This is a genomic window from Phenylobacterium sp., from assembly GCF_025351295.1.
Lineage (GTDB): Bacteria > Pseudomonadota > Alphaproteobacteria > Caulobacterales > Caulobacteraceae > Phenylobacterium.
Map to the genome: position 1 here is coordinate 1 of NZ_JANXWD010000167.1, position 19273 is coordinate 19273.

Here is a 19273-nt window from a genome sequence, read left to right on the forward strand (position 1 = left end):
TCGAGCGCTTCTTCAGCCGCATCAAGCAATGCCGCCGCATCGCCACACGCTACGACAAGCTCGCCCAGACCTTCATGGGCTTCGTCACCCTCGCCAGCATCATGCTCTGGCTCAAATGACTAAATCGTCCCTAAGACCTAGACCCCTCGGCGGCGAAAGCTCGCCAATCCCCTAATTTGGATCGTCATGGCCGGGCTTGTCCCGGCCATGACGATCGGAAGTGGGGCGATAAGGCCCCAAGTTTCTAGACGTCGATGCGCCCTTACTCACCAGGCGCCGACCTCCCGCAGTTGCCGCGCCAGGCTCTCCGGCACGTCTCCGAACGCCTCGGTGTCGAGGTCCGGTGGGGCGTCCTTGGGGTCAAGGTAGCGCCAGCCCTGGAAGGCGCGGCGCGGGGTCGGCGCCACGCGGACGATGTCGTCGCCGAGGCCGATCTCGCAGCGGGCGGTGACGCCCTCGCCCACGGTGTTCACCGCCAGGATCCTCTGGCGGCAGAGGATCACGCCCTTGAACACGCGATAGATCGAGCCGCCGTCGACCATCTCCGCACCCCGCTTGGGGGTCATGCGGGTGCGCAGGATCCAGGGCTGGCTGTCCTGGCCGTTGCGGGCCCGCCAATCCAGCAGGTCGTCGATGGTGGCGGCGCCCACCACCAGCTTGATCATGTGCAAGGCCATGGCCCTGGCTTAGGACGCCATCCGGGGCTTGGGAAGTGCGGCCGGCGGCCTCAGAGCGCCCAGCCGGGCTTGCGGTGCTCCAGGAAGGCGCGGACGCCCTCCTGCCCCTCCTCGCCCACTCGCGTGGCGGCGATGCGGTGGGCGGTCAGCTCCATCAGGTCGTGATGGATCGGGCGGCCGGCAACGTCGTCGACCAGGCGCTTGGAGGCGGCGACCGCGCCCGGCGCGCAGGCCATGATGTCGCGGGCGATGCGGTGGGCTGCGGCCTGCAGGGCGGCGGCGTCGGCAACGACCTCAGTCAGCAGGCCGATCTGCTCGGCGTAGGCGGCGTCGAACTCCCGGCCGGTGGCGAACAGGCCGCGCGCCTGCCGCGGGCCCACGGCCTGGATCACATAGGGGCTGATGGTGGCCGGTATCAGGCCCAGCTTGACCTCCGACAGGCTGAACCGGGTGTCCGCCGTGGCCACGGCGAGATCGCAGGCCGCGGCCAGGCCCACGCCGCCGCCGAACGCCGCGCCCTCGACCAGGGCCACGGTGAGGGCCGGCAGGTCGTGCAGGGCCTTCAGCATCCTGGCCATCTCATAGGCGTCTTCGCGGTTGTCGCTTTCGGTGCGGTCGGCCGCGGCCCGCATCCACGCGAGATCCGCGCCGGCCGAGAACGTGCCGCCGGCCCCGCGCACGAAGACCACCCGCACGCCGTCGGCCGACTTCAGCGTCGTGAACGCCTCCTCCAGCGCCGAGATCAGGTCGGAGTCGAAGGCGTTCCTCTTCGCCGGCCGATTCATCATCACCGTGACCGCCCCCGCCTGGGTCGCGGCGATGTGCACCAGGTCCGTCGTCGCGCTGACGTCCGGGAATTCCACCAGGGGGTCTGCGATCTCGTTGGTCATGGGCGCCTCCTGGAAGGGGAGCGCAGCCATAGCCGTGGGGGTTCCACGGCGCTACCCTGCCGCCGTGGCGAACCTGCCCAAAATACCGGTCGATTCGGCCCTGGCGCGCCTGTTCCGGCAGCCGAAGGCGCGCGATCAAACCATCTGGTTCTCGCTGCCGGGCGGCTCGAAGCTGTTCGGCCACGGCGACGCGTCGGACCAGCTGTTCGTCGTGCGCACCGGCCGGCTGGGCGCGTTCCGCCGCGAGGAGGGCCAGGAGCCGCAGTTCCTGGGGATCATCCGCCCCGGCGAGCCGGCTGGCGAGATGTCGCTGATCGCCGGCATCCCGCACACCGCCGAGGTCTACGCCCTGCGCGACTCCGAGATCTTCGCGGTGCCGAAGGAGGTGTTCTTCGCGGCCTGCGACGCCGACGCCGCGGTGATGACCGAGCTGGCCCGGCTGATGATCCTGCGCAGCCGCCAGGTGGCGCGGCGCGGCCCGATCGGCGACCCCTCGGTGTTCGGCTTCGTGGCGGCCGGCCGGCCGGGGCCGATCCGCCCGGTGGTCGAGCGGCTGGAGCGCGAGATCGCCGCCCTCGGCTATGAGGTCACCGTCGTCGGCGCCGAGGCCGCCGCCGCGCCCACCGAGTGGTTCTCCGAGGTCGAGCGGGTGCACGACTTCGTCCTTTACGTTGCGGAGCGCGACGAGACCGCCTGGGCGCCGTTCGTGCCGCGCCAGGTGGACCGGCTGTTCCAGGTCGGCCGCGGCGACCGCCCGGCGCCGGAGGCGGACGGCGGCCCGGTCGGCGGCGCGGCGCTGCGCGAGCAGTCGCTGGTCGACCTGATCCTGGTGCAGCCGGCCGAGCTGGACCGCCCGGCGGGCTCGGAGGCCTGGCTGGACGCCACCGGCGCGACCCGGGTGTTCCACGTGCGCCGGGGCCATGCGCCCGACTTCGAGCGGCTGGCCCGGGTGCTGACCGGCCAGTCGGTAGGGCTGGTGCTGTCCGGCGGCGGGGCGCGAGCCTATGCCCACGTGGGCGCGATCAAGGCGCTGCGCGAGCGCGGCGTGCCGGTGGACTTCGTCGGCGGCTCGTCGATGGGCGCGGTGGTGGCCGCCGGCCTGGCCATGGGCTGGGGCGAGGCAGAGATGGACCGCCGGCTGCGCGAGGCCTTCGTCAACACCAGCCCGCTGGACGACATCGCCCTGCCGCTGCTGGCCATGACCCATGGGGTAAAAGTCGGCGAGCGGCTGCACACCCACTTCGGGGACACCCAGATCGCCGACCTCTGGCTGCCGTTCTTCTGCCTCTCGTCCAACCTCACCACGGGGGTCTACCAGCTGCACCGGCGCGGCTCGCTGCGCCAGTCGCTGCGCGCCTCCATCGCCCTGCCCGGCGTGCTGCCGCCGGCCACCGACGGCCAGAACGTGCTGGTCGACGGGGCGGTGATGAAGAACTTCCCGGCCGACATCATGCGCGCTGTCCACCTGGGGCCCATCGTCGGCGTCGATGTCACCACGGCCCGCAGCATCACCGCCAAGGACGTGGCGCGGCCGTCGTCGGTCTGGCGCTGGATCTTCTCCGGCCAGTGGCGGATGGGCCCGCCGATCGTCTCGCTGCTGATGCGAGCCGCCACCGTCTCCACCGGCCGCGACCTGGCCGCGGCGCGGGAGGCCACCGACGTGCTGATCCAGCCGGACGTGTCCCACATCGAAATCCGCGACTGGGCGGCCTACGACGAGGCGGTGGAGGCCGGCTACCGCGCCACCCTGGCGGCGCTCGACAAGCTGGCGCGCCCGATCCCGCAGCTCCGCCGTCGGCCCAGCCTGCGCGAACAGCAGGCGACCGGCGCCGCCATGACCGCCTTCATGGCCTCCACCCAGGCGGCCGCGGAATGAGGCCTTGGCAGACGGCGCGGATGCGCCCCATATTCAAGGTCCTGTTCAACAGCTGAAAGGAGGTGACCCAGTGTCTCATAGCAAAGGCCGTAGCTCGGCAGCCGTGACCTGGACCTCCGCGTGTGAGGTCTGCGCCTAAGCCTCAAGTCAGGCAAAGGTCGCGAACCGCTCTGCGGTCGGACTATGGAAGGGCCGCTCCGGAAACGGGGCGGTCCTTCGCTTATCCATTACCTCCCAGGTCATGGACGCGCCTCGCCCGCCCGCTACTCTCCCCCCATGACTACGCCCCACAAGCCCGTCGGCGATCATCTGCGCGAGTGGCGGATGCGGCGGCGGATGAGCCAGATGGACCTGGCGCTGGAGGCGGAGATCTCCACGCGGCACCTGAGTTTCCTGGAGACCGGACGCGCCCAGCCCAGCCGCGAGATGGTGCTGCACCTCTCCGACCAGCTGGAGGTGCCGCTGCGCGAGCGCAATGTGATCCTGGTGGCCGCCGGCTTCGCGCCGGTGTTCCCGGAGCGCAGCCTGGCGGACCCCGGCCTAGCCGCGGCCCGGCGCGCCGTCGACGTGATCCTGAAGGCGCACGAGCCCTACCCCGCCCTGGTGGTCGACCTGCGCTGGAACCTGGTGGCGGCCAATGCGGCCATCGCGCCGCTGATGGCGGGCGTGGACCCTGAGCTGCTGGCGGCGCCGCTCAACGTGATCCGGGTGTCGCTGCATCCCAAGGGGTTGGCGCCGCGCATCGCCAACCTTGGCGAATGGCACGCCCACATCCTGGAGCGTCTGCGCCGCCAGGCTGAGCTGACCGCCGACCCCGGGCTGATCGCCCTGATCGAGGAGATCCGCGGCTATCCGAAGCCGCCCGCCCCCGACCGCCGGCCGGAGGACTTCGGCGGGGTGGCGATCCCGTTCCAGCTGATGGTCGGCGACACCCTGCTGTCGCTGTTCGGCACGACCACGGTGTTCGGCACGCCGGTCGACATCACCCTGTCGGAACTGACGCTGGAGACCTTCTTCCCGGCGGATGCTTCGACCGCGGAGGCGTTGAGAGCGGCGCACGAGGCGCGCAGAGCCGCGGCGTCATAGCTGTGACCGATCCGTCCCCTACAGAGCGGCGCAGGCCGCCGGCGGCACCACCACCACGGACTCCTGGTTGAAGCGGGTGCGGTAGGCTGCGCGGACGGCCTCGACGCGGGCCAGGTTGTCGCCCTTGGCCCGCAGGACAATCAGCACGACCTTGGCGGCGTCGCGAATCATCTCGTTGCCGTCGCCTTTCCATCGGCCGCCACCGTTCACGACGGTCACCCCGTCCGGAAAACGGGGCGTCACCTCCTGGTCAACGAAGCGGCTGAAGTCCTTGTCGCTCAGCCTGGCCGGCGCCTTGGCGGCCAGGAACAGCTGGGCGGTGCGCAACTGGGACTGTCCGGCCGGACAGGCGAGCTTCGGCTGCGTGGCGCAGCCGCCGAGCGCCAGGATGGCGATCAGGGCCCCCGCCCGCCTCATCCGCCGACCAGCTCCCGTCCGATCAGGAACCGCCGGATCTCGTTGGTGCCGGCGCCGATGTCATAGAGCTTGGCGTCGCGCAGCAGGCGCTCGACCGGATAGTCCTTGGTGTAGCCCGCCCCGCCCAGCGCCTGGATCGCCTCCAGCGACACCTTCACCGCGTTCTCGCTCGCCATCAGGATCGCGCCGGCCGCGTCGAACCGGGTGGTCTGGCCGGCGTCGCAGGCCCTCGCCACCGCATAGACATAGGCCCGCGCCGAGTTCAGCGCGACGTACATGTCGGCCACCGTGCCCTGCATCAGCTGGAACGAGCCGATCGCCTGGCCGAACTGCCGGCGCTCGCGGACATAGGGCAGGACCACGTCCAGGCAGGCCTGCATGATGCCCAGCGGCCCGGCCGCCAGGACCGCGCGCTCATAGTCGAGCCCGCTCATCAACACGCCGACGCCGCCGTTCTCGGGGCCCATGATGTTCTCTTCCGGGACCTCGCAGTCCTCGAACACCAGTTCCCCGGTGTCCGACCCGCGCATGCCCATCTTGTCGAGCTTCTGGCTGACGTGGAAGCCGGCGAAGTCCTTCTCGATCAGGAACGCGGTAATGCCGCGCGAAGCGGCTTCGGGGGCGGTCTTGGCGTAGACAACCAGCGTGTCGGCGTGGGGTGCGTTGGTGATCCAGAACTTGGCGCCGTTCAGGACGTAGCGGTCGCCGCGCTTCTCGGCCTTCAGCCGCATGGAGACCACGTCGGAGCCGCTGCCGGCCTCGCTCATGGCCAGGGCGCCGACATGCTCGCCGCTGATCAGCTTGGGCAGGTAGCGGCGCTTCTGCTCGTCGGAGCCCCAGCGGCGCAGCTGGTTGATGCAGAGGTTGGAGTGGGCGCCGTAGCTCAGGCCCACCGAGGCCGAGGCGCGCGACACCTCCTCCATGGCCACCACATGCTCCAGGTAGCCCAGGCCCAGGCCGCCGTACGCCTCGTCCACCGTGATGCCGTGCAGGCCCAGCGCGCCCATCTGCGGCCAGAGGTGGCGCGGGAACTCATTGGTGGCGTCGATCTCGGCGGCCAGCGGCGCGATCTTGTCGGCGGAGAAGCGAGCCGTGGTCTCACGGATGGCGTCGGCGGCTTCGCCGAGGCCGAATTCGAGGGTGGGGCCGTGGTTCGGGATCATCCGCGCGGGTTACCACAGGCCGCCCCGCCTCGCGAGCGCGCCGGGATGGCGCGCTTACGCTGCGTCCTCCAACGCCTGTTCGACGGCAATCGCCAGATCCAGGGCGGCGATGGCTTCCTCGGCGGTGACCACCGGCCGGGCCGCCTCGCCGCGCACCGCCGCCAGGAACCCCGCGACGCTGGCCCCCAGCGGGTCCCTGGCCGCCGGGGTGTCGGCGAAGTCGGCGTTGAGCGCGAAGGGCGTGGTGTTGCGGAAGGTCCGCGCGATGAAGTCGATCTCCACCTCGCCGGCGGGGTAGACGACCCGCATCGTCCGGTGGCGCGCCGGCGCCAGCCGCGAGACGTCGAAGATGGCGGTGAGACCGCTCTCGAAGCTGACCTCGGCGCGCGCCCGGTCCCAGACGCCGTCGGGGCCGCGCTCGCCGTCGCCTTCGGCGGTCACCGGATCGGCGCCGGCGATGGCCAGAGCCAGGTCGAGGTCGTGGATCATCAGGTCGAGCACGGCGGAGACGTCGCGGCTGCGCTCGGACGGCGGCCCATGGCGCACGGCTTCCAGCAGCAGCGGCGGCTGTGGCAGGTCCAGCAGGCCCATCGCCTGGAAGGTCACCCGCTCCTGGTGGCCACAGGCGAGAACCAGGCTCGTGGCGGCGGCGGCGGCGCGCAGTTGCTCGGCTTCGGCGACGCCGGTCGCGATCGGCTTCTCGACATAGACATGTTTGCCGGCGGCGATGGCGGCCAGGGCCTGGTCGGCGTGGAAGGTGGCGGGCGACGCCACGGTGACCACATCCACCGCCTCCAGGAACGCCTCCAGGTCGGCGAAGGCGCGCCCGCCCAGCGGCATGGCAACCTTGGCCGCGCGGTCGGGGTGGGTGTCGAACACGCCGGAAAAGCTCACCCTCGGCAGGCGCGCGTACTGGGCGGCATGGTAGCCGCCGAACACGCCCGCGCCGATCACGCCGGCTCTGAGGGTCTTGACCATGGGTGCTCCGAACGTCGCGGCGGGGGCTAGCACGCCAGCCGGTCTCGACGCCACCGGCCGGGAGCCCTACATGGGTCGCAACGAGAGGAAACCACCATGACCGCCTACCGCGAAATCCGACTGAAGAGCCGCCCCAGCGGCCTGCCGAAGGCCGAGAACTTCGAACTGGCCAGCGTCGACCTGCCCGCACCGGGCGCCGGCGAGGTGCAGGTGAAGAACCTCTGGATGACCGTCGATCCCTACATGCGCGGCCGCATGAACGACGTGAAGAGCTACAGCCCGCCCTTCGCCCTGGGCAAGGCCATGGATGGCGGCGCGGTCGGCGAGGTCGTGGCCTCCGGCGACCCCGGCTTCAAGGCCGGCGACCTGGTGCAGTCCGGATTCGGCTGGCGCGAAGGCTTCAACGCCGCGGCCGCCACCGTGCAGAAGCTGGACACCATGGGCCTGCCGCCCCAGACCTTCCTGGGCGCCGCGGGCATGCCGGGGCTGACCGCCTATGCCGGCCTGCTGAAGATCGCGGCCCTCAAGGACGGCGACGTGGTGTTCGTCTCCGGCGCGGCCGGGGCCGTCGGCTCGATGGTCACCCAGATCGCCAAAGCCAAGGGCCACACGGTGATCGGCTCGGCCGGCGGCGCCGACAAGATCGCCTTCCTGAAGTCGATCGGCGTCGATCATACGATCGACTACAAGGCCGAGAAGGACCTCTCCGCGGCCCTGACGCGCGCGGCGCCCGACGGCATCGACGTCTATTTCGACAACGTCGGCGGCGAGCACCTGGAGGCGGCCCTGACCGCCGCCCGGCCCTTCGCGCGCTTCGCCCTGTGTGGTGCGATCTCGATGTACAACGCCACCGAGATGCCAGCCGGGCCGCGCAACCTGGTAATGATGGTCGGCAAGCAGCTGCGCATGGAAGGCTTCATCGTCTCCAGCTCGTGGGACATGATGCCGGCCTTCCACCGCGATCTTGCCCAATGGGTGAAAGAGGGCAAGGTCACCTGGAAGGAGACCGTGTTCGAGGGGATCGACAAGGCGCCGGACGCCTTCCTGGGCCTGTTCCGGGGCGAGAACCTTGGAAAGATGCTGGTCAAGCTGGCGTAGCCCCCCGTCCCTTCTCTTCAGGGGAGGGCCGACTCGCCTAAGGCAAGCGGGGTGGGGAATACACGACAGGCGCTGAGCTTGGCCTTGACCCCCCCACCCTGACCGCTTCGCGGTCTGTCCCTCCCCTAAAGAGGAGGGATGACGTAGAACGAACCCTCCCCCGAGGCTGGAGTTGCCCGTGCCGCGCCTGTTCAGCGCCTATGTGATTGTCGACTGGAGCGCGTCCTCCAAGCCGAACACCGGGGCGGACTCCGTCTGGATCGGCGTGCTCAAGCGCGACGTGCGGTTCCGGCTGACCTTCGAGGCGTTCAATCCATCGACCCGGGCCGAGGCGGAGACCCGCCTGGCCGCCCTGCTCGACGACTTCAAGAAGCGTTCGGAGCGCGCCCTGGTGGGATTCGATTTCCCGCTGGGCTTCCCGCGCGGCTACGCTGCGGCCCTGAAGCTGAACGGCGAACAGCCGTGGCGGGCCGCCTGGGACGACCTTGACCGGTTCGTGAAGGACAAGGCCGACAACACCAACAACCGCTTCGGCGTGGCGGCCGGCGTGAACCGCCGGCTGACCAACGGGCCGTTCCCGTTCTGGGGCTGCCCGCCGAAGGACACGCTCTCCACCCTGCAGCCCAGGAAGAGCCGGCCCCACGGGCCCGACGACCTGCCGGAGCTGCGCCACGCCGAGCTGGTGGCCAAGGGCGCCTCGTCGATCTGGAAGACCTACTACAACGGTTCGGTCGGCGGGCAGGCGATCCTGGGGATGCCGGCGGTCCGGCGGATCAAGCTGGCGCGCGGCGACGCGGCCCGCGTCTGGCCGTTCGAGACCGGCTTCAAGGCCCTGACAGAGGCGGACCTGGAGGGCGTCGGCGTCGTGCTGGCGGAGGTCTATCCTTCGCTGGTCAAGCCGCTGGGGACCGTCGGCGAGGTCAAGGACCTGCAGCAGGTGCGCACGCTGGCCGAACATTTCGCGCGCCTGGATGAGGCCAACAAGCTGGGCGCCCTGTTCGGCCCGCCCAAGGGGACCGCTGCCGAGGTGGTCCTGGACGCCGAGCGCGAAGAGGGCTGGATCCTGGGCGCCGGCGCTTAGCCCCCGGCTCGCACCCGCCGCTCCGCCGCTCGTCCCCGGTCCCTGGGCCCTGCGCCCTGGTCCCGGCGGGAGATTCGTTTTTCCTTGCGGAGCTGTTCGCAAAGGAGCCCGCTCGGCCATGACCTCACCGCCTCGCACCGCCGTTCGGATGGCCCTCGCCGGCGGCCTGCTCGCGCTTGCGGGCTGTTCCCAGGCGCCGAAGCCCGTCGCCACAGCGCCGGACGTGGACTGGCCGTTCTATGGCGGCGACGCCGGCGGCCAGCGCTATTCCACCGCCGCGCAGATCACCCCGGCCAATGTCACAGGCCTGAAGGTCGCCTGGACCTATTCCACCGGCGAGCTGGTCCGCCACGCGAAGGACATCAAGCACGCCTCCTTCGAGAACACCCCGATCCTGGCCGGCGGGCGGCTCTATGTCTGCTCGCAGTTCGATGCGGTCTCGGCGGTGGACCCGGCCACGGGCAAGCCGCTGTGGTCCTACGATCCCGGGGTGGATCCTAAGGTCCGCTATCCCAACGACTTCAGCTGCCGCGGCGTGACCTACTGGCGCGACCCGCTGGTGGCGGACAACGTGCGGTGCTCCGAGCGGGTCTATGTGGGCACGGTCGACCGGCGGCTGATTGCCCTGGATGCGGCGACCGGCGCGCCCTGCGCGGGATTCGGCAAGGCCGGGGTGGTCGATATCGGGGCCGGCGTGGTGCTGGAGCACAAGGGCCAGATGCAGATGACCTCGCCGCCAGTGGTGGCGAAGGACACCCTGATCGTCGGCTCGTCGCTGGACGACAATCAGCGGGTCCGGGAGATCACCGGCGCCGTGCGGGCCTATGACGTGCGCACCGGGGCGGCGAAGTGGAGTTTCGATCCACTGGGCTCGGCCGCGCCCGGTACGGTGGCCGGCGCCGCCAACACCTGGGCGCCGCTGTCCGTGGACGTCGCCCGCGGCCTGGTGTTCATCCCCACCTCCAGCCCCAGCCCGGACTTCTACGGCGCCCAGCGGCGCGGCCCCGACGGCCAGGCCAATTCGGTTGTGGCGCTCGACGCATCGACCGGCCGGCTGGTCTGGAGTTTCCAGACCACCCACCACGACATCTGGGACTATGACGTGCCCGCCCAGCCGACCCTGGGCGACGTGGCGTTCGGCGGCCGCATGACCCCGGCCGTCATCCAGGGGACCAAGCAGGGCCTGATCTTCACCCTGGCGCGGGAGACCGGCAAGCCGGTGATCCCGGTCGACGAGCGGCCGGTCCCGCAGGGCGGCGCGCCCGGCGAAGTGCTCTCGCCCACCCAGCCCTTCCCGCGACTGCCCAGGGCGCTGGGGCCCGCCACCATCAGCCCGGACAGCGCCTACGGCATCGGCCCGATCGGCAAGAGCGCCTGCCGCAAGCTGATCGCCGGCGCCAGGTTCGGGGGGATGTACACGCCGCCCTCGACCCAGGGTACGCTGATCTATCCGTTCACCGGCGGCGGCGTGAACTGGGGCGGGCTGGCCTTCGACGCGGGCCGGCAGGTGGTGTACGTCAACACCTCCAACGCCGTGCACAAGGTGACCCTGATCCCGGCCGACAAGGTCAAGGCCACGCAGCGGGCCGAGATGGGCAAGGAGGTCTCGCCGCAGGCCGGCGCGCCCTATGGCATGAAGCGCGAGGTGCTGCTCTCGCCGCTGGGCCTGCCCTGCAACCCGCCGCCGTGGGGCCAGCTTCACGCCATCGACATGCGGACCGGCAAGGTGTTGTGGGAGGTCCCGCTGGGCACCACCCGCGACCTGGCCCCGGGGTCGCAGTTCCTGCTGCACAACACGGGCACGCCCAACTTCGGCGGGCCGATCGCCACGCGCTCGGGGCTGGTGTTCATAGGTGCGGCCATGGACAACGATCTGCGCGCCTTCGACGCCGCCACGGGCCGGGAGCTCTGGCGCGGACGCCTCCCGGCCGGCGGCCAAGCCACCCCGATGACCTATGTCTGGAAGGGCCGGCAATATGTGGTGATCGCCGCCGGCGGCCACGCCAAGACCGACACCCGGCGCGGCGACACGGTGATCGCCTTCGCCCTGCCCGGCCCGCTTATGTGAGGCGGCGGCGTCAGAGCGGGCGGCGGCTCAGCAGCCAGAACCGCCCCAGCAGCAGGCCGCCGGACAGGAAGCTCGCCACCACCACCGCCCAGACCATGCCGATCAGGCCGTGGCCAAGCGGGATCGCCCAGAACCAGGCCAGCGGCATCATCACCACCACATAGCTGGTCAGGTGGGTGGCGGTCGGAACCCAGACGTCGCCGCGGGCCCTGAGCGCCTGGGCGATCACCACCTGCAGAGCGTCGGGGACCAGGAACAGGCAGCAGATCGCCAGCGCCGGGACCGCCATAGCCAGGGTCGCCGCGTCGCGGGTGTAGCCGTGGGAGATCAGCAGCGCATTGGGCCAGATGACCAGCGACACCAGCATCCCGAACACCGCCGTCACCGCGAAGGCGACCAGGCCGGCACGGGTCACGCCGGGGCCGTCGCGCGCGCCATAGGCCTTGCCCACCAGGACCGCCGCTCCCGTGGCCAGGCCGAGCGGCACCATGAACACCAGGGCGATGACGTTGAGCACGATCGCCCAGGCGGCCACGGCCAGGGCGCCGATCCAGCCGGCGATCACGTTCATGCTGGCGAAGGCCGCCACCTCGAAGAAGTTGGAGACCCCCGCGCCGTAGCCGATCCGCCGCTGCTCCACCGCGGCCGCCCGGTCCGGCTCGGGCTTGCTGAACACCCCGAGCGCGCGCGCCTCGGGCATGCGCAGGATGTAGATCAGCATCGCCAGCGCCAGGAAGGTCCGCGCCCCGGTGGTCGCCCAGGCCCCGCCCACCGCGCCCATCGCCGGCAGCCCAAAGGTCCCCGGCACCAGCAGCAGGTCAATGATCAGGTTGACGATATTGGCCGCCCACATGGCCCAGGCGCCGGGGCCCGGCCGCGACAGCCCCTCCAGCCAGAAGCTGGCGGTGACGCTGAGCCCGTAGCCAGGCAGGGACAGGGCGAAGACGATCAGCGGCAGGGTCGCGCCGTCGACCAGGTCCTTGGGCAGGTGCAGCACGCGCAGGAACGCCGGCCCCGCCGCGATCAGGACCGCGGTCGAGACGATGCCGATCCAGAAGCTGTAGACCAGCCCGCGGCGCAGCACCGCGCCCACCAGGTCGCGCCGCCCCTGGCCGATCCGCCGGGCGGTCATCACCTGGACGCCGCTCAACAGCCCCACGGCCATGGTCAGGATCACGCTGGTCGGGGCCCAGGCCAGCGCGTGGTAGCCGAGCTGCTTGGCCGAAAAGTTGCCCACCACCAGGGCGTCGCACAGCCCCATGCCCATGATGCCCAGGCGCGAGATCACCACCGGTCCGGACAGGGTCAGGAGCGTGGCGAGATCGGTGCGGACGAGGCTGCGGCGCGCCGCCGAATCGGCGGGCGCCTTGGCCGCGGGGCGGTCCATGGTGGGGACTTTCGAGCTTTCAAAGAGCGGCGGACACTGACGACCAAGTGAAAAAAGGCAAGCCGAGTTTGCCCTCCCCTTCATGGGGAGGGACAGGTCGCGAAGCGACCCGGGTGGGGACGTCAGGATCAAGCTCCGACTCCGCACTCCGGCCCACGCGTCCCCACCCTGACCGCTTCGCGGTCTGTCCCTCCCCATGAAGGGGAGGGAACGTCAGATGCTCATCGCCACCTGGTCGGACAGGTCGACCCGGTCGTCCTTAAGCTTCTCGGCCACCAGGAAGGCCAGTTCCAGCGCCTGCTCGCCGTTCAGGCGGGGGTCGCAGTGGGTGTGGTAGCGGTCGCCCAAGTCGCCCTCGCTGACCGAGCGGGCGCCGCCCAGGCATTCGGTGACGTTCTGGCCGGTCATCTCCAGGTGGACGCCGCCCGGATGCACGCCCTCCGCGCCGCAGATCTCCACGAAGCTCTTCACCTCCGACAGGATGCGGTCGAACGGCCGGGTCTTGTAGCCGTTGTTGGCGGTCAGCGTGTTGCCGTGCATCGGGTCGGTGGCCCAGACGACGTTGCGGCCGGACGCCTTGGTGGCGCGCAAAAGGCCGGGCAGGCGCTGGGCGATCTTGTCGGAGCCGAAGCGGCCGTAGAGCGTGATGCGGCCGGCCTCGTCCTTCGGATTCAGCACGTCGATCAGGCGCAGAATGTCGTCGCCCTCCATCGTCGGGCCGCACTTGATGCCGATCGGGTTGCGGATGCCGCGGAAGAACTCGACGTGGGCGCCGTCCAGCTGCCGCGTGCGCTCGCCGATCCACAGGAGGTGGGCGGAGGTGTCGTACCACTCGCCCGAGGTGCTATCGACCCGGGTCATCGCCTCCTCGTAGCCCAGCAGCAGGCCCTCGTGGGAGGTGAAGAACTCCACCCGGTGCATCTCCGGATGGCTCTGCGGCGTCACGCCGATGGCGGCCATGAAGGTCAGGGACTCGGAGATCTTCTCGGAGAGCTCACGGTATCGCGCGCCCTGGGGACTGTCGTTCACAAAGCCCAGGGTCCAGCGGTGGATGTTGTAGAGGTCGGCATAGCCGCCGCCGGCGAAGGCGCGCAGCAGGTTCAGCGTCGCGGCCGACTGGCTGTAGGCCTGGATCAGCCGCTGCGGATCCGGGATCCGCGACTGGGGCGTGAACTCCATGCCGTTGATGTTGTCGCCGCGGTACGACGGCAGCTCGACGCCGTCGATCACCTCGACCGGCGACGAGCGCGGCTTGCCGAACTGGCCGGCCATGCGGCCCACCTTCACCACCGGCTTGCCGCCCGCGAAGGTCAGCACCACCGCCATCTGCAGGATCAGACGGAAGGTGTCACGGATGTTGTCGGCGTGGAATTCCTTGAAGCTCTCGGCGCAGTCGCCGCCCTGCAGCAGGAAGGCCTTGCCGGCCGCCACGTCGCCCAGCAGGCTCTTCAGGCGGCGCGCCTCGCCGGCGAACACCAGCGGCGGCATCCGGCGCAGGGTGGTCTCCACCTGCGACAGCGCGGCCAGGTCCGGATAGTCGGACGGGATGTGCTTGGCGGGCTTGGCTCTCCAGGAAGCCGGCGTCCAGTGTGCGGTCATGGCTCTAACTTCAGAAGCCGCCGGTTTGGCGGGCCGGGCGTTTTACCCGCAACCGCCCCGAGCGTCGATGGGGCGCTTGGGCCTGGGGTCCGTACTCAATGCTGAATGAGCGGGGTCACAGTGGTCAGGCGGCAGCCTCCTGCGCAGAGCCCATGGCGGCGATCACCGCGACCAGGGCGCCCAGCGCCAGCCACCACTCCTGCCAGATCCCGAAGCTGACGGCGCCGAAGAACAGATAGACCGCGGCCGAGCCGGCGGCGGCGGCGGTCACCAGGCTGCGTCGGTCCCGCGCCAGGCCGCGGAACAGGACCGCCCAGGCCAGGGCGGCCAGGACGGCCCCCAGGGCCCCGAGCTCGAGCCAGACCTGCAGGGCGCTGTCGTGCGGATGCAGGCCGATATGGGTCCCGAAGGTGCGGCTGGCATCCAGGCCCCAGCCCCGCCAGGGATGCTCTGCGATCCGGTCCATGGCGTAGGCCCAGTAGCTGAGCCGCTCCTCCCAGGACAACGGCAGGTGTTTGCCCAGCCCCAGCACGCGCACGGCCAGCACCACCGCCGGCATCACCAGCACGAAGGCCGCCGCCGCAGCGCCCATGGCGCTGGGCGCGGCCCGAGGCCAGGTCCAGACCAGGCCCGCGGTCAGTATCACCAGGCCGACCGCCAGGACCGGCGCGTCGGACAGGAAGACCTGCGCCAGCGCCGCCGACCCCGCCACCATCGGAACCGCCAGCCACCAGGGCGCGCCGGCGCGGCGGCCGCCCGCCGCCGCCACCGGCCACAGGAGCGCCAGGACAAAGCTGCCGTGGGCGATGTTCTTGCGAGCCAGGTCCGGGCGGATCGGATCGTGCATCGCATTGCGCAGCGCCTGGTAGATCCCTGCGCCGGTGAACGCCTCGACGAGCAGCAGCAGGCCATAGGCCGCCAGCCCCCAGGCCAGGACCCGCAGGGCCAGGCGCTGCAACGCGGGGTCCGCCCGCCGCGCGCCGCACCACGCCGACCCGTAGAGCGGCAGTTGCAGCGCCAGCTTCAGGGCCACCAGCTCGCCCGGTTTGGTCGGATGGCTCGGGCTCCACAGGCTGGACAGCGCCGCCCAGGCGAGCCCCAGCAGCAGGATCAGGGCCAGGGGGGCGTCCTGCGGCCGGATCCGCACCGCCGGCAGGCACAGCAGCCCGACCAGCGCCAAAAGCGGCGCGAAGGCCAGGGGACCCAGCCAGGCGAACAGCGGCGTCAACCCGGCCGCGCCGACCAGCAGCCAGCCGCACCAAACCCCGAAGCGGTCGCGCGGGATTACCCCCGTCGCCGTCACGCCACCGCGCCGAGCGCCGGCGGCATATACTTGTCGCGCAGGGTCACCAGTTCCTCGGCCAGGGTCGGATGGACGGCGCAGGTGGCGTCCCACTGCGGCTTGGTCACGCCCATCTTCATGGCGATGGCGGCCATCTGGATGATCTCCGGCCCGTCGGGGGCGACCACATGGCAGCCCACGATCTTCTCTGTCCCCTGCTCCACCACCAGCTTCATCAGGCAGCGCTGGTGGCCGCCGTAGAAGGTCTCCTTCATCGCCCGGAACTTGGCGAGGTAGATGTCGACCTTGCCGTACTTGTGGCGCGCGTCGGCCTCCGACAGGCCCACCGAGCCCATCTGCGGCTGGGTGAACACGGCCGAGGCCACCATCTCGTGGTCGAAGCTGGTCGGGTTGTCATGGAACTCGGTCTGGGCGAAGGCCGCGCCCTCGCGGATCGCCACCGGGGTCAGGTTGATCCGGTCGGTGACGTCGCCCACGGCCCATATGTTGTCGATGTTGCTGCGGGAGTATTGGTCCACCTTGACCGCCCCGTTGGCGGCCAGTTCGACGCCGGCCGCCTCCAGCCCCAGGCCCTGCGTGTAGGGTTCGCGTCCGAGCGCGAACATGACCACGTCCGAGTCCAGGCTGTGGTTGTCGGCGCAGTGGGTGACCAGGCCGGTGGCGGTCTGCTCGATCCTGGCCGGCTGGGTCCCCAGGCGGATCTTGATGCCGCGAGCGTCCATCTCCTCGGCCAGGTGGCTGCGGACATCGTCGTCGAAGCCGCGAAGGATATTGGGTCCGCGGTGGATCAGGGTGGTTTCCACGCCCAGCCCATTGAAGATGCAGGCAAACTCGCAGGCGATGTAGCCGCCGCCGGCGATCACGATCCGCTTCGGCAGCTGTTGCAGGTGGAAGGCCTCGTTGGAACTGATCGCGTGCTCGACGCCCTCCAGGTCCCTGGGCATCCAGGGGCGGCCGCCGGTGGCGATGAGGATCTTCCGGGCGGTGAACGTCCCCTTGCCCTCGACCTCGACGGTGTGCCGGTCCTTCAGGGTCGCCCGGGCGTGGACCAGTTCGGCGCCGGCGTTCTGCAGGTTGCGGACATAGATGCCGGACAGCCGGGCGATCTCGTCATCCTTGGCCATCAGGAACTTCGGCCAGTCGAAGGTCGGCGTGCCGACATCCCAGCCGTAGCCCTTGGCGGTCTCGAAACTCTTTGAATATTCAGAGGCGTAGACCATGAATTTCTTAGGCACGCAGCCGCGGATCACACAGGTGCCGCCGACCCGATCCTCCTCGGCCACCGCCACCTTGGCGCCCGACATGGCCGCGACGCGCGCCGCGCGCACGCCGCCCGAGCCCGCGCCGATCACGAAGAGGTCGTAGTCAAAGTCCGCCACCGGTCGCTCCTAAGGTTCTAATTCTATGACGCCGTCCGGGCCGCCGATCAGCGCCCGGTCGGCCAGGTCCAGAAAGAGGCCGTGGTCGACCACCCCGGTGACGCTCTTCAGCGCCGCCGCCAGGGCCGCCGGCTCCACGATCCGTCCGCAGGCGGCGTCATAGATAAGGTTTCCGCCGTCGGTTCTTACCGGCTCGCCGTCCTTTCGGCGAAGCATCGGCGCGATACCCAAATCGCATTCCGCCAGGGCGTCGCAGATCCGCAGCGCCGTGGTCGTGTGACCGAACGCCACCACCTCGATGGGCAAAGGGTATTTCCCGAGCATTTTCACATGTTTGGCCGCGTCGGCGATCACCACACAGGACCGCGACGCCTCCCACACCAGCTTCTCGCGCAGCAGCGCCGCCCCGCCGCCCTTGATGAGCGCCAGCCCAGGCCCGATCTCGTCGGCCCCGTCGACGGTGAGGTCGATGGCCTTGGTCTCGCCCAGCTGCCCGATGCGGATGCCAAGGCTGGTCGCCAGGTTCCCCGTCGCCTGCGAGGTCGGCACGCCGAGAATATCCAGCCTGCGCGCGGCCAGGGCGCGGACGAACCACGCCGCCGTCGACCCGGTGCCCATGCCCACGACCATGCCGGACATCACCAGCGCGGCGGCGGCCTCCGCGGCCGCGCGTTTCTGAGCGTCGATATCAACCATTTTCCCTCCCCTTCATGGGGAGGGATAGGCTGCGAAGCAGCCAGCGTGGGGAAGTCGCGATCAAGTTCCGACTCCGCACTCCGGCGCACACTACCCCACCCGGCTCGCCTCCGGCGAGCTGTCCCTCCCCATCAAGGGGAGGAAAAAGCGATGCGACGATCATTTCGCCGCCGCCCTCTTCGCGCCCATCACCTGGCGAAACCGCTTCGCCCAGCCTGGCTTCTCGGCCTGCACCGCCCGCCCGAGCGCCAGGGCGTCGGCCGCCACGTCCTGGGTGATCACCGAGCCCGACCCGATGTAGGCCCCCGCGCCCACGGAGATCGGCGCCACCAGGGCGGTGTTGGAGCCGACGAAGGCGCCCTCGCCCACATGCGTCTGGTATTTGAAGAAGCCGTCGTAGTTGCAGAAGATCGTCCCGGCGCCGATGTTCGCGCCCGCCCCCACCGATCCGTCGCCCAGATAGGCCAGGTGGTTGGCCTTGGCGCCCTCACCTACCGTGACGTTCTTCACCTCGACGAAGTTGCCGATATGGGCGTCCGCGCCGATCGCCGCGCCGGGCCGCAGCCGGGCATAGGGGCCGACCAGCGCCCCCTCGCCCACGTCTGCGCCCTCCAGGTGGCTGAACGCCCGGATCACCGCGCCGGTCGCCACCGTCACCCCCGGCGCGAACACCACATAGGGCTCCACCGTGGCGCCGGGCGCGATCTGCGTGTCCCAGGCGAAGAACACCGTCTCCGGCGCGGTCATGGCCACGCCCTCGGCCAGGAAGCTGTCGCGCCGCCGCTTCTGGAACACCGCCTCGGCCTGTGCCAGCTGCATGGGGGTATCGGCCCCCATCACCGCGCTCTCCGGGGCGATATGGGCCCGCACCAGCGCCTCCTCGTGGGTCGCCTCGGCGATGATGTCGGTGAGGAAGTACTCGTGCTTCGGATTGGCGTTGGTGATCCGCGACAGCCAGCGGAACAGATCGCCCCGGCCGGCCAGGTACATGCCGGCGTTGCAGGTGCGGACCGCCTTGACCTCGTCGCTGGCCTGGCTGGGCTCGACGATGCGCATCACATGGCCGTCGGCGCCGCGCAGGATGCGGCCGTAGAGCAGCGGATCCACCGGCTCGAACCCCATGATCGCCATCGCCGCGCCGTGGCGGCGCAGGGTGAACAGATGCTCCAGGTCCTGCGGCTGCAGCAGCGGGCAGTCGCCGTTGACCACCAGCACGTCGCCGTCGAAGTCCGCCAGGGCGGCCTCGGCGCAGCGCACGGCGTGGCCGGTGCCCTCCGGCGGGTCCTGCAGCACCGGCGTGGCCTCGCCCAGCCGCCGCACCACCAGCGCCCGCACCTCGGGGCTGTGGGCGCCCACCACCACGTGGATGCGCTCGCAGCCGGTCGCCTGGACGGCGTCGATCACCCGGTCCAGCAGGCTGCGGCCGCCCACCTTGTGCAACACCTTGGGGACCTTGGACTTCATCCGCGTGCCTTGGCCGGCGGCCATGATCACGCAGGCTCTGGCGGTCATGCAGGTCTCCCCAAGGCAGCGCGAGTCTTCGATGTCCTCGTGGGCTTAGCAAGCCTTGTGGCG

At 70.5% G+C, this 19273-nt stretch carries 17 protein-coding genes; 6 read left to right on the top strand and 11 right to left on the bottom strand.

Translation table 11 applies throughout. The annotated features are described in order from the left end of the window. A partial coding sequence (locus Q0R13_RS22315) for a transposase (RefSeq protein ID WP_293904030.1) occupies positions 1-119 on the top strand: 119 nt, incomplete at its 5' end. A gap of 147 nt (positions 120-266) precedes the next feature. On the opposite strand, the gene Q0R13_RS22320 is transcribed toward Q0R13_RS22315, so the two are convergent. Both Q0R13_RS22320 and Q0R13_RS22325 read right to left on the bottom strand, forming a co-directional pair. Beyond that, positions 267-677, bottom strand: a complete 411-nt coding sequence (locus Q0R13_RS22320; RefSeq protein WP_293908183.1) for a DUF1489 domain-containing protein — start codon at positions 675-677, stop codon at positions 267-269. Between the two features lie 50 nt (positions 678-727). Continuing rightward, positions 728-1567, bottom strand: coding sequence for an enoyl-CoA hydratase-related protein (locus Q0R13_RS22325; protein ID WP_293908185.1), 840 nt, complete (start codon positions 1565-1567; stop codon positions 728-730). A 34-nt stretch (positions 1568-1601) separates the two neighbouring features. On the opposite strand from Q0R13_RS22325, the gene Q0R13_RS22330 reads away from it, so the two are divergent. Next, complete coding sequence (locus tag Q0R13_RS22330) at positions 1602-3443, top strand: patatin-like phospholipase family protein (protein ID WP_293908187.1); 1842 nt, start codon at positions 1602-1604, stop codon at positions 3441-3443. A 276-nt stretch (positions 3444-3719) separates the two neighbouring features. Next, entirely contained in the window at positions 3720-4529 is an 810-nt protein-coding gene (locus Q0R13_RS22335) for a helix-turn-helix transcriptional regulator (protein WP_293908188.1), read from the top strand. 18 nt (positions 4530-4547) lie between these two features. Here the strand turns inward: Q0R13_RS22335 and Q0R13_RS22340 are convergent, their stop codons facing one another. The 3 genes from Q0R13_RS22340 to Q0R13_RS22350 are packed head-to-tail and all read right to left on the bottom strand — an operon-like array spanning position 4548 to position 7087. Continuing rightward, positions 4548-4946, bottom strand: a complete 399-nt coding sequence (locus Q0R13_RS22340; protein ID WP_293908190.1) for a DUF3574 domain-containing protein — start codon at positions 4944-4946, stop codon at positions 4548-4550. Beyond that, a complete protein-coding gene (locus tag Q0R13_RS22345) occupies positions 4943-6109 on the bottom strand; it encodes an isovaleryl-CoA dehydrogenase (RefSeq protein ID WP_293908192.1) in 1167 nt (388 codons plus the stop codon). The genes Q0R13_RS22340 and Q0R13_RS22345 overlap by 4 nt, the downstream gene beginning before the upstream one ends. Before the next feature lie 54 nt (positions 6110-6163). Continuing rightward, positions 6164-7087: a Gfo/Idh/MocA family oxidoreductase gene (locus Q0R13_RS22350; protein ID WP_293908194.1), complete on the bottom strand. Its 924-nt coding sequence runs from the start codon at positions 7085-7087 to the stop codon at positions 6164-6166. A 96-nt stretch (positions 7088-7183) separates the two neighbouring features. Between Q0R13_RS22350 and Q0R13_RS22355 the strand changes: the two genes are divergently transcribed. The 3 genes from Q0R13_RS22355 to Q0R13_RS22365 all read left to right on the top strand — a co-directional run bounded on the left by Q0R13_RS22355 (position 7184) and on the right by Q0R13_RS22365 (position 11334). Then, positions 7184-8185 (top strand): NADP-dependent oxidoreductase, encoded by a 1002-nt coding sequence (locus Q0R13_RS22355; RefSeq protein WP_293908197.1) that lies wholly within the window; start codon positions 7184-7186, stop codon positions 8183-8185. Positions 8186-8363: 178 nt separating this feature from the next. After that, positions 8364-9266, top strand: a complete 903-nt coding sequence (locus Q0R13_RS22360) for a cobalamin biosynthesis protein CbiG (protein WP_293908199.1) — start codon at positions 8364-8366, stop codon at positions 9264-9266. 118 nt (positions 9267-9384) lie between these two features. Continuing rightward, entirely contained in the window at positions 9385-11334 is a 1950-nt protein-coding gene (locus Q0R13_RS22365) for a pyrroloquinoline quinone-dependent dehydrogenase (protein WP_293908201.1), read from the top strand. Between the two features lie 10 nt (positions 11335-11344). Here the strand turns inward: Q0R13_RS22365 and Q0R13_RS22370 are convergent, their stop codons facing one another. The 6 genes from Q0R13_RS22370 to glmU form a co-directional block, all read right to left on the bottom strand. Beyond that, positions 11345-12721, bottom strand: a complete 1377-nt coding sequence (locus tag Q0R13_RS22370) for an MATE family efflux transporter (protein ID WP_293908203.1) — start codon at positions 12719-12721, stop codon at positions 11345-11347. Between the two features lie 213 nt (positions 12722-12934). Further along, the gene (locus Q0R13_RS22375) at positions 12935-14320 is read right to left on the bottom strand and encodes a class II 3-deoxy-7-phosphoheptulonate synthase (RefSeq protein WP_293908206.1); all 1386 of its coding nucleotides are present in this window, start codon (positions 14318-14320) and stop codon (positions 12935-12937) included. Between the two features lie 124 nt (positions 14321-14444). Further along, on the bottom strand, positions 14445-15623 hold the full coding sequence (locus tag Q0R13_RS22380; protein WP_293908208.1) for an O-antigen ligase family protein: 1179 nt from the start codon (positions 15621-15623) through the stop codon (positions 14445-14447). Continuing rightward, on the bottom strand, positions 15620-17002 hold the full coding sequence (gor, locus tag Q0R13_RS22385; RefSeq protein ID WP_293908210.1) for a glutathione-disulfide reductase: 1383 nt from the start codon (positions 17000-17002) through the stop codon (positions 15620-15622). Before gor ends, Q0R13_RS22380 begins: the two co-directional genes overlap by 4 nt. Before the next feature lie 9 nt (positions 17003-17011). Continuing rightward, a complete protein-coding gene (gene rpiA / locus Q0R13_RS22390) occupies positions 17012-17698 on the bottom strand; it encodes a ribose-5-phosphate isomerase RpiA (protein ID WP_293908212.1) in 687 nt (228 codons plus the stop codon). Between the two features lie 159 nt (positions 17699-17857). Then, entirely contained in the window at positions 17858-19210 is a 1353-nt protein-coding gene (gene glmU, locus Q0R13_RS22395; RefSeq protein ID WP_293908214.1) for a bifunctional UDP-N-acetylglucosamine diphosphorylase/glucosamine-1-phosphate N-acetyltransferase GlmU, read from the bottom strand. Between the last annotated feature and the right edge of the window lie 63 nt (positions 19211-19273).

What these genes read in the sequence shown, in the direction of transcription:
- Q0R13_RS22320 (WP_293908183.1), bottom strand. Translation starts at nt 677, where the DNA reads ATGGCCTTGCACATGATCAAGCTGGTGGTGGGCGCCGCCACCATCGAC.
- Q0R13_RS22325 (WP_293908185.1), bottom strand. Translation starts at nt 1,567, where the DNA reads ATGACCAACGAGATCGCAGACCCCCTGGTGGAATTCCCGGACGTCAGC.
- Q0R13_RS22335 (WP_293908188.1), top strand. Translation starts at nt 3,720, where the DNA reads ATGACTACGCCCCACAAGCCCGTCGGCGATCATCTGCGCGAGTGGCGG.
- Q0R13_RS22340 (WP_293908190.1), bottom strand. Translation starts at nt 4,946, where the DNA reads ATGAGGCGGGCGGGGGCCCTGATCGCCATCCTGGCGCTCGGCGGCTGC.
- Q0R13_RS22345 (WP_293908192.1), bottom strand. Translation starts at nt 6,109, where the DNA reads ATGATCCCGAACCACGGCCCCACCCTCGAATTCGGCCTCGGCGAAGCC.
- Q0R13_RS22350 (WP_293908194.1), bottom strand. Translation starts at nt 7,087, where the DNA reads ATGGTCAAGACCCTCAGAGCCGGCGTGATCGGCGCGGGCGTGTTCGGC.
- Q0R13_RS22355 (WP_293908197.1), top strand. Translation starts at nt 7,184, where the DNA reads ATGACCGCCTACCGCGAAATCCGACTGAAGAGCCGCCCCAGCGGCCTG.
- Q0R13_RS22365 (WP_293908201.1), top strand. Translation starts at nt 9,385, where the DNA reads ATGACCTCACCGCCTCGCACCGCCGTTCGGATGGCCCTCGCCGGCGGC.
- Q0R13_RS22370 (WP_293908203.1), bottom strand. Translation starts at nt 12,721, where the DNA reads ATGGACCGCCCCGCGGCCAAGGCGCCCGCCGATTCGGCGGCGCGCCGC.
- Q0R13_RS22375 (WP_293908206.1), bottom strand. Translation starts at nt 14,320, where the DNA reads ATGACCGCACACTGGACGCCGGCTTCCTGGAGAGCCAAGCCCGCCAAG.
- rpiA (WP_293908212.1), bottom strand. Translation starts at nt 17,698, where the DNA reads ATGGTTGATATCGACGCTCAGAAACGCGCGGCCGCGGAGGCCGCCGCC.
- glmU (WP_293908214.1), bottom strand. Translation starts at nt 19,210, where the DNA reads ATGACCGCCAGAGCCTGCGTGATCATGGCCGCCGGCCAAGGCACGCGG.